General features: G+C 33.2%; 13 protein-coding genes. 7 read left to right on the top strand and 6 right to left on the bottom strand.

Annotated elements, in window-relative coordinates; translation table 11 throughout:
• Positions 1-8: 8 nt before the first annotated feature.
• Positions 9-821: a hypothetical protein gene (locus tag LNP04_RS05565; RefSeq protein WP_229985568.1), complete on the bottom strand. Its 813-nt coding sequence runs from the start codon at positions 819-821 to the stop codon at positions 9-11.
• Between the two features lie 906 nt (positions 822-1727).
• Positions 1728-3371 carry an AraC family transcriptional regulator gene (locus LNP04_RS05570; RefSeq protein WP_229985569.1) on the bottom strand — a complete coding sequence of 548 codons (1644 nt, stop codon included), beginning with the start codon at positions 3369-3371 and terminating at the stop codon, positions 1728-1730.
• A 209-nt stretch (positions 3372-3580) separates the two neighbouring features.
• Between LNP04_RS05570 and LNP04_RS05575 the strand changes: the two genes are divergently transcribed.
• From LNP04_RS05575 to LNP04_RS05590, 4 genes are all read left to right on the top strand, one after another.
• Positions 3581-5935, top strand: a complete 2355-nt coding sequence (locus LNP04_RS05575; protein ID WP_229985570.1) for a T9SS type A sorting domain-containing protein — start codon at positions 3581-3583, stop codon at positions 5933-5935.
• A gap of 161 nt (positions 5936-6096) precedes the next feature.
• The gene (locus tag LNP04_RS05580) at positions 6097-7272 is read left to right on the top strand and encodes a thioredoxin fold domain-containing protein (RefSeq protein WP_229985571.1); all 1176 of its coding nucleotides are present in this window, start codon (positions 6097-6099) and stop codon (positions 7270-7272) included.
• 8 nt (positions 7273-7280) lie between these two features.
• The gene (locus tag LNP04_RS05585) at positions 7281-7907 is read left to right on the top strand and encodes a DUF3575 domain-containing protein (protein WP_229985572.1); all 627 of its coding nucleotides are present in this window, start codon (positions 7281-7283) and stop codon (positions 7905-7907) included.
• Between the two features lies 1 nt (position 7908).
• Positions 7909-8115 (top strand): hypothetical protein, encoded by a 207-nt coding sequence (locus LNP04_RS05590; protein ID WP_229985573.1) that lies wholly within the window; start codon positions 7909-7911, stop codon positions 8113-8115.
• Between the two features lie 50 nt (positions 8116-8165).
• On the opposite strand, the gene LNP04_RS05595 is transcribed toward LNP04_RS05590, so the two are convergent.
• Positions 8166-9362 carry an exo-beta-N-acetylmuramidase NamZ domain-containing protein gene (locus LNP04_RS05595; protein ID WP_229985574.1) on the bottom strand — a complete coding sequence of 399 codons (1197 nt, stop codon included), beginning with the start codon at positions 9360-9362 and terminating at the stop codon, positions 8166-8168.
• A 4-nt stretch (positions 9363-9366) separates the two neighbouring features.
• Between LNP04_RS05595 and LNP04_RS05600 the strand changes: the two genes are divergently transcribed.
• On the top strand, positions 9367-10596 hold the full coding sequence (locus LNP04_RS05600) for an FtsX-like permease family protein (protein WP_229985575.1): 1230 nt from the start codon (positions 9367-9369) through the stop codon (positions 10594-10596).
• 440 nt (positions 10597-11036) lie between these two features.
• Positions 11037-12020 (top strand): PLP-dependent cysteine synthase family protein, encoded by a 984-nt coding sequence (locus LNP04_RS05605; RefSeq protein WP_129534550.1) that lies wholly within the window; start codon positions 11037-11039, stop codon positions 12018-12020.
• Positions 12021-12068: 48 nt separating this feature from the next.
• On the opposite strand, the gene LNP04_RS05610 is transcribed toward LNP04_RS05605, so the two are convergent.
• Genes LNP04_RS05610 through LNP04_RS05620 form a run of 3 tightly spaced genes read right to left on the bottom strand, consistent with a single transcriptional unit; the run spans position 12069 to position 13862 of the window.
• Complete coding sequence (locus LNP04_RS05610; RefSeq protein ID WP_229985576.1) at positions 12069-12605, bottom strand: hypothetical protein; 537 nt, start codon at positions 12603-12605, stop codon at positions 12069-12071.
• A 30-nt stretch (positions 12606-12635) separates the two neighbouring features.
• Positions 12636-12938 carry a chaperone modulator CbpM gene (locus LNP04_RS05615; protein ID WP_129534551.1) on the bottom strand — a complete coding sequence of 101 codons (303 nt, stop codon included), beginning with the start codon at positions 12936-12938 and terminating at the stop codon, positions 12636-12638.
• A gap of 3 nt (positions 12939-12941) precedes the next feature.
• On the bottom strand, positions 12942-13862 hold the full coding sequence (locus LNP04_RS05620; protein WP_229985577.1) for a DnaJ C-terminal domain-containing protein: 921 nt from the start codon (positions 13860-13862) through the stop codon (positions 12942-12944).
• A gap of 94 nt (positions 13863-13956) precedes the next feature.
• Here LNP04_RS05620 and LNP04_RS05625 point away from each other — a divergent pair, with 94 nt between their 5' ends.
• The gene (locus tag LNP04_RS05625; RefSeq protein WP_229985578.1) at positions 13957-15156 is read left to right on the top strand and encodes a dicarboxylate/amino acid:cation symporter; all 1200 of its coding nucleotides are present in this window, start codon (positions 13957-13959) and stop codon (positions 15154-15156) included.
• Positions 15157-15311 lie beyond the last annotated feature (155 nt).

Here is a 15311-nt window from a genome sequence, read left to right on the forward strand (position 1 = left end):
AACTCAGGTTATTTAGATCTTTCTTTATCTCCGATCTGTAAATAGTTATTGGTAAGTAATTTTAAGGATTCTACTCTGTGATAGGGGTCATAGTATTGTTTTTCCAAAGCTATAGCCCGTTTAACAAAAACAATTGATTTTTTGAATTCTTTTTTCTCAAGGTAGAGCCTCCCCAATTGATTCAGTAAGACAACATAGTTTGAGGAGCTAAATTTATACTTCTTAGTTTCGCAAATTCGAAGAGCATACATAAGGTATTTTTCTGCAACACCCAAGTTCTCTGTGAGATTTTTGTGTTCCAGATAGAAAATCCCAAATAGAATATTATTTCGAATAATCGCATCATATTTAAGGTCAGGGGTTACTGTCTTACTATTGTCTTTAATTTTATGCAACGCTTCGCTACTCTTGTTCAAACACAACAGAATAGAATCTTTGGATCTTCCTTTTTCGATTTTTTTATTGATTAAATATTCCAGTGATTTTTGATAATATTTTGCCAGAACAAAATTCCGCTTATCATTATCTCCAACTTCTGTTTTTAATTTCGTGGAAGTTTTAAAATCTTCATTATTATGCTCATTTAATTTTGAATGTCTCAATTCTAAATCATATTCAAAAAGAAAATTCGAAATAAAGGCATCACTGTATATTTTACTACTGAAAACCGATTTAAAATCTTTCTTATTTTCAATCATACTTGATACCTCCGACACGATCTTCAGGTTTTTATAAACATTTATTTCGCCCAGCGAATAATCTCGCAAAGAAAAAAGATGGAAAGGAAAAAGAATGAGGAACAAAAAATATAATTTCATCATAAATTATTGTTTACCATGGAATTATTAGTTATGTTTCAAAAAAAGCATTTAGCTTAGTTTTGATTAAATTATTTAATTATATGATACAACTTAAAGCGAGAAGTATTTAATAACTGATGGCAAGCATAAATCTTAAATAAATTGCATAAATTGTAAAAAAACAAAGATTTTGAATATTATCACCTCATATATTTTTGATGATAATGATTTGATTCTGTATATTCTGAACGCAATCACATTAATGCTTAACACATCTCCACTTTATAATTTATATTTTCTCATTTAGAAAAATACAGTGTATCTGTATCACAATTGACACAATAATACTATGATATACGCTAAGGGCAAAAACATGGATTTCATCTTTGCGGTAATCATTCAATATTTTAATTATTTACAATTAAGTAATACTGATAATCAAAATATTATGATTATGATGAAAATATCATAAGTCTTGGATGAACGTTGAAAATTTGCCGAATAAGTTGTATATGAATTTTCTTGATTAATCTCAATAATCGTTATTGAGTATTTGGAGAAGAAAAGATTACTTAGAGGAGATTTCAAAAATTTAAATAAAAAATTCAACTTGATTACAGTTGTTTTAAATCATAAACTTTTGTAGAAATTTACAATAGTTTTATATCTTTAGAGAGATAACTTTAAGTCAAAACTTTTTGAAATAAATTACATAACTAATTTAAAATAAATTTTAGCTCTGCTTTAAATTTCTATTTGAGTTTTAATAATTCAATTTTATGACACAACAAAGTGACTCTACGATATGGATATGATTATTCAACCTTAATTTTGGTTAAAAATAAAGTGATCTTCCTAATGCGCACATATGAAGAACGCAATAAAGAAGCTAATTAATGGGTCAAAAGAAAATTCGTATTAAAAATCTTAGTAGAAAGTACTTTCTTCCTTTAGTTTTTGAAGAAAATACGAGGGTGTTACCCCATTTACTTTTTTAAAAGCTATGGTAAATACCTGAGCAGATGCATAACCACAGACTTCTGCAAGATAGCTTATTTTGTAATCTCTGTATTTGGGCTCATGATAAAGCTTGGTGACGATATAATTAATTTTCAGTGTGTTAATATAATCGCTAAAATTCTGTGCTTTGTTGTTTTTTATTACTTCAGAAAGATACTTCGGATTGGTATTTAGCTGACTAGCCAACACTGTTGTGGTAAAATCCTTGGTAAGGTAGGCTTCAGATTTCTCAAAAACTTCAAGGTCATTTAGGATTCTCACCTCCGTTTCAGGGTTGATTCTGTTTTTAATGGATATCAGAATATTTTCATCAGTGCTCTTACTGCTATTTCCAGATTTAGAGTTTAAATTTTGAAAAAGTTTTTCACTATTTTCCATTTTTCTTTTCAGCAGTTCGTAGTTTTTAAGCATCTGGCGGTTTCTGCGTCTCCAAAGTATTGCAGTCACTATTGAAGCGATTCCTATGAGTATCGCAGTTATAATAAGTTGTAGCTTTGAATTTTCTTCATGCTCTTCATCTACTTCTTTTACTATTTTTTTTACAGTGGTGTCCGCATTATTCTTATCTACAATAGCGAGACTATCTTTTAGAAAAGAATATTTATCCATAAAGAATTTAGATTTTTCCTTATCTCCTTTTTCCATATATCCGTTTGCCAGAAATTCATAAGACTCCACCCTGTGATAAGGATCTCTGTATTTCTTTTCGAGTTCCAGAGCACGGTTGGCGAAATCGATTGATTTCTGAGGTTCTTTCTTTTCCATATAGAGCCAGCTGATCTGATTGAGCAACATGACGTTAGTAAACTCTTTTGTTCTATATATACCACTTTCATACACTGCAAGAGCCTCCATAAGATATTGTTCGGCTAATTGCAAGCTTCCTTTTACTTCTGGTTGCTCCAGATAGAAAATACCTAATCTTATATTATTTAAAATAAATGAGTCATATTTCAGATCAGCAGATATTGTCTTGCTGTTGTTTTTTATTTTAAATAATGCCCTGTTACTTTTGCTAAGATTAACCAAAATTGAATCTCTGAGGTTCTTATTTTCATATCTTTTATTGTTAAAGTAGGTTATTTTGTTGACGTAACACAATGAAAGAATGTAATTACGCTTGTCACTGTCCACAATATCTCTAGTACGCTTTATTGCTTCGTCATAGTGATTCATACTTTCGTCATCCAGCCCGATGTATCCTAATGCTAAGCCCATTTTACGGTATATATTGGAAATAAAACCGTGCTTATCTCTTTTGTCTTTTCCAAATTCTATCAGTTGTCTGCCAAGAGATATCATCTCATTATATCTGCTCTGATCAATATACAAAAGCATCAAATCATCACCACTTTCTAAAATTCCATCATTATATTTCAGCTTCTCAGATTCTGTTTTCAAATCAAGTAAACGTTTTTCTCTTTCTTTTAAATCATCTACAGATGTAGCAGCTATAATATTGCTGTCGATGGTCGCTTCTAACTTGAGATTTTGTGCAAAAAATAAATGCAGAGAAAAGAAAATTAGAAATAGATAATAAAATTTCTTCATATCGTTTTTTAGAGGAGTTAGAGGAATCTTCAAAAATACAATATACCACACTTTTAACAAAATTATTTTTCAAAATCGTTCATGTAATTAGAAGCATTTTTATTATGTTAAAAAATTTGAAGATCAAATTCTAATTCAAAAAGATAGTTTCCTCATTCATTCTTTTATTTTTTCATATTTTAATTAAATTTGCTCTCAATTTAACACAAATGATGAAAAAAGTTTACGTCCTTATTTTCACACTATCACTATTTCTTATCCATGCACAAAATACCGGTGTAGATTCTCTGATTCATGCTTTATATCAGACCACAGATGTTTCTCTAAAAACAGAGCTTCTGAATACAATTTCTGATGCCTACAAGAATTCTGATCCTGATGCCATGCAAAAGTATGCTCATAAAGCACTGGTAAACGCAAAAAAAATACATAATAAAAAAGAGGAAGCAAAAGCGCTTCAGAATTTGGGAACATCTTATATTATTCTTGGAAATTATAATGATGCCCTTAAATATTTTAATCTATCCGAAAAAATACTTTCTGGACTAGACCAAAATGACAAAATAATCAAGGAAGCTCTGGCAAAAGTATTCGGAAGCAAAGGAATTGTTTATTCTGAACAGAATAATTATGCAAAAGCTCTGGAAAATGATTTTAAAGCAATGAAGCTTTATGAAAGTATTGATAATAAAGTCCAACTTTCAAAAATCTACAATAATATCGGAGTGATCTATGATTCAATTGATGATGACATAAAGGCATTGAATTATTACCTTAAAGCTTATAAGATTCAAAAAGAAATAAAAGATCCCAATCTTGCCGTCTCATGCTCTAATATAGGTTTGATCTATTTGACTGAAAATAATCTGGTAAAAGCCAAACAGTTTTTTGATGAAAGCTTAAAAGAATTTCAGAAAAGTCCGAATGGAAGGGGCATGGGAGAATTATACAATAATATTTCTCAGTATTATGTCGTTAAAAAAGATCTTAAAACTGCAAAAAATTACTTGCTAAAAGCAGAAGAAATATGTAAAAGCACTGAGAATCAATTTGGATTATCAAATACCTATTTATTTTTAGCAAGAATTTATTTTAATGAAAATGATCTTAACCGATCTTCTGATTTTGTTAATAAAAGTCTGAAAATTTCCAGAGATCTCGATTTACCCGAAGCTGTTATGAACTGTGAAAAACTGCTTTCTGAAATTTCTGATAAAAAGGGAAATAAAGAACAGGCTTTTCTTCATCTGAAAAATTATAATATAGCTACCAATGACGAATTTTTCGAACACATGAAATTGAAAATTAATGACGGAACTTCAACAGGAGAAACTTTTGTGAAAAACAACGGCAAGTACGATTTTTATACTCCGGCTGGAACCTTTACTGTGACCGCAGAACCTGAGAATCCGACACTTTTCACTGTAACACCTTTTACTTTTACGACAAGTTTCCCAAATAACAATAATAATATTTTCACTCAAAATATCTGCGTAACAAAAAATGGGAACGCCAATGATCTGGAAGTTGTGATCGCTCCCGAAACGAATGCAACACCCGGTTTTGATGCAAAATACAAGCTGATGTGGAGAAACAAAGGTAACACTACCCTTTCAGGAAATGTAACTCTTACCTTTGACAGCTCAAAGATGACTTTCATGTCTTCTGTATTACCATATGCATCAATTGTCGGAAATCAGATAACATTCAATTTTTCTAATCTAAAACCATATGCTAATACAGCTTCAGAAATTATTTTTAAAATAAATACTCCCACTCATCCAACAAATCCGGTGAACTCAGGAGATATTTTAAATTTTTCAGCTGTCGTAAATCCTCTTGCAGGAGACTTTAAGCCTGAAGATAATAGTTTCAGTTATAAACAAACAGTAGTAAACTCTTTTGATCCTAATGACATTGTTTGTATAGAAGGAAATTCTATTCCACAATCTATGGTAGGAAAATACCTTCACTATATTGTTAATTTTGAAAACACCGGTACAGCTCCTGCAACCAATATTGTTGTTGAAATGGATATTGATCCCAACGATTTTGATATTTCCACTCTTCAGCTACAAAATGCCTCTCATCAGGTTTATACCAGAGTGAAAGATAATAAAGTAGAGTTTATCATGGAATATGCCAATTTAGGAAACGGAGGTCACGGAAATATTCTGATGAAAATGTTATCTAAGAATACATTAGCATCAGGAGACAATGTCAATAATAAAGCTAATATTTATTTCGATTATAATTTCCCAATTGTTACCAACGATGCCATTACTACAATTGAAAGTGGCAGTGTACTGCAGACAGTAGAAGCTAAGATTGATAATTCAATTGCAATATTCCCGATCCCGACAAATGGAGAGGTAAATATTAATGCAGATTCTAAAATTTCCTCTATTGAAGTCTATGATATACAGGGAAGAATTATTCAGAAACAAATCGGCATCAACAATCAAAGTACAAAGCTTACGATCCACAGTAATTCTTCAGGAGTATTTTTATTTAAAGTAAATACAGAAAAAGGAATACTAATAAAAAAAGTCATTAAAAATTAAGCACAACAAATACTAACTCAAATCCCTTTCACTTAGAAAGGGATTTTTTTATCAGCAATTACATGGAAAATGCAAAATTGCTTTTACACTTTTACATATTTTTAACAATTCTTATCAGTCAAAATTAAGTATCTTCGCTTATTAAAAATTTTTATTTGAAAATGAAAAATATTATCTCCGGATTATTTATTTTTATCACCATATTTGGTTTTGCTCAGGACGAAATTCAGTTTCAGGATCTTCCTTTTAAAGATCTTGTAGCAAAAGCTAAGAAAGAAAACAAGCTTGTTTTTATTGATGCATATGCTGCCTGGTGTGGCCCTTGTAAGATGATGGAAAAAAATGTTTTTACCAAAAAATCTGTAGGCGATTTTTATAATAAAAATTTTGTCAATGCGAGAATTGACATGGAAAAAGGTGAAGGAAGAGAGGTTGCGCAGAAATTTGGCGTTCGCTCCTATCCTACTTATTTGTTTTTGAATGGTGACGGCGAATTGGTTTCACAAAACTATGGATATATGGAAGAAGGTATTTTCTTAGCAATGGCTCAGGATATCAATTCTCCAAATAATAAAAAAGGTTCGCTGAAAGAACGGTTTGCAAATGGTGAAAAAGACAAAGATTTTCTCATCAACATTATGAAGCTAAATTCGAGTGCTGACTACGAATTTGCAAAACAAGCTTCTGAAAGATACTTCTCCAACAGAAAAAAAACAGACGAGTTTACGAAAGACGATGTTGGTCTTCTTTTATATTTCTTAAAATCAACAGAAGATCTCAACTACAAAACATTTGTTTCTCAAAAAGCAGACATCATCAAATTTTTACCTGAAGAAAACTATAACGAATTTAATAATCAATTGGTTTTAGCCAAAGTAGTACAAGAATCGATTGACGAAAAAGCTAAAAAAATCAACGACGATTATTTTTTAAAAACTGCTGAACCGTTAGTTGGGAAAGAAGTGGCGATTTTAAAATTAAATCAAACCAAATTAGCGTATTACGAACAAAATGCCAATTTCCCGGAATACGAAAAAGCAGCGTTAGAATATTATAAAAACGCAGATTCTTTTGAACCCAACGAACTTTTAAAAGCAGCCTGGATTTTTTCAGACAATATCAAAACACAATCTTCGTTAAAGAAAGCAGCAGAATGGGCGGAGAAATCGGTCATGCGTGGTGAAACTCCGGAAAACACCTATATTTTAGCAAAAATATATTACAATTTAGGAAGCAGAGACTTAGCAAAAAACTTCGCTGAATTATCAAAAAACATGGCTTTGCAATCTGGAAAAGATGCCAATTTAGCAACAGAGTTATTAAGTAAAATCAAATAAAAAAGGTTTTGAAGTACAAAATTTTCATAACAGCCCTGGCATTAGCCTCTGTGAGCAAAATGACAGCTCAGGAACAAGTTTCTGAAAAAGAAAATGGTCTGCGCATAAAAGCAAACGCTTTGTTTATCCCTGTGGGAATTGTAAATGCCGGCCTTGAATATCAACTCAACTCAAAATACACATTACAAGGTGATGTTATTATCTCTCCTTGGAAATCTTTTGCAGGGCATGAGTTACAATACTACTCGGTTTCTGCGGAAGGGAGGTATTATTTTAAAGAAGCATTCAATGGATGGTATGTAGGAGCAAATGTTGCTGCATCGTCTTTTGTTTTGCAAAAATGGAATTATTGGGGTGATGGTGATTACATCAATGATAATGGTGAAGTTTTTACAAAGTCAAATTTATATCAAAAAGGATATTCTGTTTTATTTGGAATTACAGCCGGTTACCAATTCAGATTATCAGACAGATTAAACATGGATATTTATGGAACGGTAGGTACATCCCAGGATTTTTACAAAGGCTACGATCGTGAAACAGGAAAAAGATACGATGTTGCAGAAGGAAATAATCGGAGTGGCGAAATCCTCCCATACAGAGGAGGGGTAATGATATCTTATAAATTAAAGTGATATGAAATTATTCGGAAGAAACCACATTATCATATCGGTTATTACTTTTGCAATTCTATTTTTGATGAATTATTTGGGAAATCAGGAAGCAGATAAATTGCAGCGTGCACTCATGACCGCTTTTGCAGGAGTTATTGGTCTATCTATCGGACTTTTTATTTTAAATAAAGGGAAAGATGATAAAAACCCACCGCAGAATTTTGATTGAGAAAAAACATAAAAAAATGTCAACTGTAAGTTTAGCAGTTGACATTTTTTTTATTCTTCATAAATCACATATTTACTTCTGATTTTTGAAAATTTTTCAAGATCGGCTTTCCAAGACAACTTGATTTCAGATTCAGATTTTCCGGCAACGATTTGTTTTCTTAATTCATCGCTTCCTGCTAATGTATCGAAGAAAAGATTCTTCAAAAAGAAATCCTGCTGAGGATTTTTATAATTTTGATATGCTTTGAGCAGCCATTCTAAATTCAGACTTCTCAAATCCTGAGAATAATTTGAAAGATTTTCTCCGTAACACAATTTCCCGTTTAAAAATGGATCTTTCGCTCCGAAATTCGGTTTTGGAGTGAATTGGTAAGGTAAATTTTTCGTCCACGGTGAACCATATATTTGAAAAGGTTTATCTGTTCCTCTTCCCACAGAAACCTGAGTTCCTTCAAAAAAACATAAACTCGGATAGAGATTAATCGATTTATCATTGGGCAAATTGGGAGATGGCTTATCTAAAATGGCATAACGCTGTTTTTTATGATACTTCTGCATCGGAATCAAAGTGTATTTTGCCTGCACCCCATTCTTCAGCCATTTTTCTCCGTTCACCATTTTTCCGTATTCACCGATCGTTAAGCCGTAAACTACAGGAACTTCATGCATTCCGACAAAACTTTCCCATTTCTTTTTTAAAACCGGTCCGTCAATATATCCGTCATGAGGATTTGGTCTGTCTAAAACCAGAATTTCGACATTATTTTCTGCTCCGGCTTCCATTAAATAGGTTAAAGTAGAAATATAGGTATAAAATCGAACTCCAACATCCTGAATATCAAACAAAACAATATCTAAACCTTTTAATTGCTCCGGTTTTGGTTTTTTATTAGCTCCGTAAAGAGATATAATAGGAATTCCTGTTTTAACATCTACCCCATTTTTCACTTTTTCTCCTGCATCTGCATCACCTCTGAAACCGTGTTCGGGAGCAAAAATTGTTTTAATTTTAATTCCGTTTTTCACGAGAAAATCGACGACATGGGTTTTGTCTTTCATCAAACCGGTTTGGTTGGTTACAATTCCGATGGTTTTATCTTTCAGTAAAGGCAAATAAAGTTCCGGTCGGTCTGCACCGGTTTTGAAACATTCCTGATCTTGAGACTGAGAATAATATGGGTTGATTACTCCTAAAAAAATTAGGCAAATAAGAACTAAAGTTTTAATTTTGAAATCTAAATTCATAAGCTTGAAATTTCCTTTATATTTCTCTAGAAAAATAGCGTTTTCCAAAGATAACAAAAATAACCTATCACGGGTGATCATCTTCATCGGCAGACTTTCTGTTGCTCTGGGAATCATTGTTTCTTTGATTACCGTTTCCACAGGTTTTGGTTCAAAAAAAGCCATTAAAGAGAGACTGGCAGATTTCAGCGGACATATTACTGTAAAATCAACCCGCTCAAATTCATCTTACAATACTTCAATTCTTGACAAGCAAGGTTTAAATATTGCTAAACTGAAAGAAATCCCGGATGTTGAAAGCGTGCAAAAATACGCTATGGTAACAGGAATTATGCGTAACGAGCATAGTTTTGCAGGAATTATCTTTAAAGGTGTAGGAAAAGATTTTGACAGCTTAAGATTTAAAAAATTTCTGATTGCAGGTAAAACTCCAAAGATTACAGAAGAAGGCTACAACAACGGTATTACTATTTCGGAAAAGATAGCCAATGATCTGCATCTGAAACTCAACGACAGTATTGTAACGGTATTTGCAAAGGAAGATCAAAAGCAGATCTACAGAAAATTTCAGGTAGTTGGAATCTACAAAACCGACATCAAAATGATTGACGATCAGTTTGTGATTGGCGATGTGAATCATGTGAGAAAAATTCAGGATATGACGCCTGAAGATATTGGCGGAATTGATATTTTCTTTAAAAATATAAATGACATTGACAAAGATTCGATAGAGATTGATAAAGTAATTGGCTATAAAAACTATGCAGAAAAGGCAACTGATAAATTTCCTCAGATCAATGATTGGATAGGTCTTTTTGACACCAACATTGGGATCATTATTACCATTATGCTAACGGTTGTGATTATTAATATCATTATGGTTCTGCTTATTTTGATTATTGAAAGAACAAATTCTATTGGTTTACTTAAAACTTTAGGGGCTACGAATGGTCAGATAAGAGCTACTTTTATCAATTACACACTCATCATTATGGTTCCAGGATTGCTTTTTGGAAATGCTATTGGTCTTGGACTTCTATTAATTCAAAAGTTTTTCGGAATTATTAAATTAGACCCGAAAGACTATTATGTCAGCGTTGTTCCTGTAGATTTAAATCCTCTTATTATACTTTCAATCTCTGCCGGTATATTATTTATTTCTGGATTAGCATTGATTATCCCAAGCTATCTGATCAGTAAAATTTCTCCGGTGAAGTCTATTAAATATAGCTAAAAGATAAATTTTAAATGTGAATTTGAATTTGAATTTGAATTTTACAAGCAGAACGTAAAATCTGACATTTATTTTGATTAAATGTTTTTAATGCATTTGTAAATTGCTTCACATCCTATATCATTACAAATATAAGTAACGAAGAATTCCCCTCCTCTGGAGGGGTGGCGAAAATTCTTTTAGAATTTTTGACGGGGTGGTTTAAAACGTGAGTACACAAAGGTCAGTCAATAGCTACTTAGACCAGATTCAACTCCTGAAGACTCACTGTGAAGCAAGGCAGAACAAAAGATATAGCACTTCGACTTCGCTCAGTATAAACTACAAGCAGGAACTTAGCTTCTAAAAAAACAAACTCAACCTTGAAATTCATTTAATAGCATCTCTTCTTTTTAACTCATTTGAAAGCCGTATCTTTGCCCCGCAGAAAAAAAACAAGTATGAAATACGCAGAAAATATTCTCGAAACCATAGGAAATACACCTCTTGTGAAAATTAATAAAGTGTTGGGAGAAGATTTCCCGGCATTGGTGTTGGCAAAAGTAGAAACCTTCAACCCAGGAAATTCTGTAAAAGACAGAATGGCTCTGAAAATGATTGAAGATGCCGAAAAAGACGGAAGATTAAAACCAGGTGGAACCATCATCGAAGGAACTTCAGGAAATACAGGAATGGGATTGGCTCTTGCAGCCATTATCAAAGGCTACAAATGTATTTTTGTGACCAACGCAAAACAATCTAAGGAGAAATGTGACATTCTTCGTGCTGTTGGAGCTGAAGTTATCGTTTGTCCGACAGACGTAAAACCTACAGATCCTCGTTCTTATTACTCAGTTTCTAAGAGATTGGCTAAAGAAACGGAAAACGGATGGTACGTCAACCAATATGATAATTTATCAAACAGAGCAGCTCATTACGAGTCTACTGCACCTGAAATCTGGGAACAAACTGACGGAAAACTGACTCATTTTTTAGTGGGAGCCGGAACAGGTGGAACAATTACAGGTTGTGGAATGTTCTTTAAAGAGAAAAATAAAGACATTAAAATACTTGGAGTTGATACTTACGGTTCAATCTTAAAGGAAATTCACGAAACGGGTGAAATTAAATTAGAAAACGCTTATACCTACATTACAGAAGGTATTGGTGAAGATATTCTTCCTGAAAATTACGATATGTCTGTCATCGATCATTTCGAAAAAGTGACCGATAAAGACGGAGCGATCTACGCAAGAAAATTGGCAAAAGAAGAAGGAATTTTCTGTGGATATTCTGCGGGAAGTGCAATGGCAGCTTTGGTTCAGATGAAAGATCAGTTTACGAAAGACGATGTGATAGTTGTGTTACTTCATGATCACGGCTCAAGATATGTAGGGAAAATCTACAACGACGAGTGGATGAAAGAAATGGGTTGGTTAGATTAATCGACACTCCTTATAAAAGCAAAAATCAGAGCGTTGGCTCTGATTTTTTTATTTTAAAACATTTTTTTGAACAGCTTCTTTCAGCAATTCAAAATCTGCCTCAGACATTGATTTTTTCGGAAACATATAATTGAATTTTCCTTCTAAACCGATAAATTTATCGCTGATTTCGGCAGCTGTAAATTCTGTCCAAAGACTGGTTTCTTTATTGTCATTAAGATTTACTTTAAAAACTTTAGCATTAAACTGAATCTGATAAATCTCAGTATTCTCAAGTGTTTTCAGATACTTCACGACTTCTTTTTTCCATTTTGAAACCTTGTTGATGGCTAAAGATAAATAGACCGCACAAAGCAGAAAAAGAAAACTTACAAAGTATAAAATCCCGAATTTTTCTTTGCTCAAATCGTCTTTAAAGTAAAACAATATCAACAAAATCACTGCAACTACGATGGTAGTGATGAGTTTTCCTTTTACTGTAGGCGACAAAAACAAACTTCCCTGATTTCCGTTGAGATAAATATCTTCAAAATCTTTTTTATTGATTTTTAAGTTGATGATTTTATCGTCGTTGATTCTAGCCATATAATGCGTGTTTTAGTTTACAAAACTAAATTAAATATCCTCATATCTCTCACTAATTGCTGAAAGTTTATTCATCAATTCGCGATTTTTTCTCTTTAAATCTTCCATTTTACTGAGCATATCATGAATTACCTCCAAACCAGGCAGGTTAATTTCAAGGTCATAGTGCCAATTGGTAAACTTTTCAAAAACATGAAGATCTTCATAAATCAGATACCGAATGTTATCTTCAGTTTCTACTCTCAACAAACCATAATCAACCAATTCATCAAAAAAAGTAATTTCAACATTGTATATTTTTACGAGTTCTTCCCGTGATATTCTTTCGCTCATGATTTAAGAATTTTTAAGTTGTTCAAAAAGTTCTTTCTGTTTTTCCGTAAGATTTGTGGGCAATTTCACGTCATAGGTCACAAACAAATCACCAAATTCACCATCTTTTTTATAGACCGGAAAACCTTTTCCTTTCAATCTCACCGTTGTTCCGCTTTGAGTTTCTGGTTTTACTTTGAGATTCACGTTACCCTCTAAAGTCTCCACTTTTACATCTCCGCCTAAAACTGCGGTGTACAGATCAATGCTGATTTTTGATTTTAAATCATCTCCTACCCTTTCAAAATTCGGATCTGGAGTAATATTAAATGTAATGTATAAATCTCCGGCAGGTCCGCCATTGAAGCCAGGATTCCCGTGACCTTTGAGTTTGATTTTTTGACCATCAGAAACTCCCGCAGGAATGGTAATTCTTACCTTTTTCCCATTAATATCGAAAGTCTGTTGATGTGTTTTTGCAGCTTCTTTTAAGCTTAAATTCAATTCTGCCTGAACATCCTGTCCTTTGAATTTTCCCGAAGCACTTCCGCGCGAGCTTCTGCCGAATCCGCCTCCTTCACCACCAAACATACTTTGGAAAAAGTCTGAAAAATCTTCACCCTCTCCAAAATCAGCACCCGAAAAACCACCTCCGTAATTTCCGCCTTGGCTTTGATATTGTCTTTGCTGCTGTTGTTGAGCTTGTTCGTACTGTTCACCATGTTTCCAATTCTCACCGTATTTATCGTATTTTGAACGATTTTCTGGATTGCTTAGGACTTCATTGGCTTCATTCAGTTCTTTGAATTTTCGCTCAGCTTCTTTGTCGTTGGGGTTAAGGTCTGGATGCAGTTTTCTTGCCTGCTTTCGATACGCTTTTTTGATATCGTCCTGCGTTGCGCTTTTGTCTACGCCTAAAATTTTGTAATAATCTATATAAGCCATAGAAACGAATGTTTACTCAAATTTAGAACAATTAAGGCAAACAAACATCTTAGAAATTGTTAAAAATAAATCTATCTTTGATAAAAATCATGGCATGAACGAGGTCTTAAAAAACTATTCGGGAATTCTTTTTCTCCTTCTAGGAATCACTGTCGGAAGTATTATCGGAATTGTAGCTCCACAAATCGTTGAGTACATAAAACCTTTGGGAGATATTTTCCTGAATCTGCTTTTCGTAAGTGTAGTCCCATTGGTATTTTTTGCTGTTGCCAATTCTATTGCTTCGCTAGAACAGGAATCTAAGTTTGGCAAAATCATTATGGTCATGTCATTTACTTTTCTTTTTTTCATTTTAACGGCTGCTGTGTTTACAATCGGAGCGGTATATTTATTTCCGGTCTCATCTATTTCGGGAAGCTCAGAAATCATTGCTGAAGCGACAAAAGAAGAAAACTGGGGTAACAAAATTGTCAGTTTCTTCACGGTAGGAGAATTCACCGAGCTCTTTTCACGGAAAAATATGCTTGCATTATTGATTTTCGCTTTCATGACAGGCTTTGCCACAAGAAAATCGGGAGAAAACGGAAAGCCTTTCAGAGTTTTCATAGCATCAGGATATGAAGTAATGAAGGAATTGCTTTTAATGATTATGAAAATTGCACCGATCGGTCTGGGAGCCTATTTTGCATATCAGGTAGCGACCTTAGGACCTCAGCTTTTCGGATTTTATGCTAAACCTTTAGGACTGTATTACATCGCAGGAATTATTTATTTCTTCGTATTTTTCACCCTCTATGCATTTATGGCAAACGGACAGACCGGAATCAAAAGTTTCTGGAAAAATGCTATTCTTCCGACATTAACAGCATTGAGTACCTGCAGCAGTTTTGCAACAATGCCTACAAACTTATTAGCAGCATCAAAGATTGGAATTCCCAGTTCAATTGCGAATTTAGTGATTCCGATTGGAACGACGCTTCATAAAAACGGTTCGTCGATGTCTTCTATCATTAAAATCTACGTTGCTTTTCAGATTATTGGAAGAGATTTTTTTGAACCTTCAAATCTTTTATTGGCGTTGGGAATTACTGTGTTCGTCAGCATCGTAGCTGGTGGAATTCCGAATGGCGGATATATCGGAGAAATGCTGATGATTTCTGTATATCAATTGCCACAGGAAGCAATTCCTGCAGTGATTATTATCGGAACTTTGGTTGATCCTTTGGCTACTGTTTTGAATGCTGTGGGAGATATTGTGGCGGCAATGTTTGTGAATCGGTTTGTGAAGGTCTGAGTTTCTTTAAACACGAATTTCATGAATTATTTACACGAATGATAATAAATAACAATCATTGAATCATTAAAAATCTGCTTGATCAGCGAGAACTATCTCCACGGATCGCACAGATTTTTTATAATTTTGCTATCATTCTCTCGCAGATTTTAATG

It is taken from the genome of Chryseobacterium sp. C-71 (assembly GCF_020911865.1).
Taxonomy (GTDB): Bacteria; Bacteroidota; Bacteroidia; order Flavobacteriales; family Weeksellaceae; genus Chryseobacterium.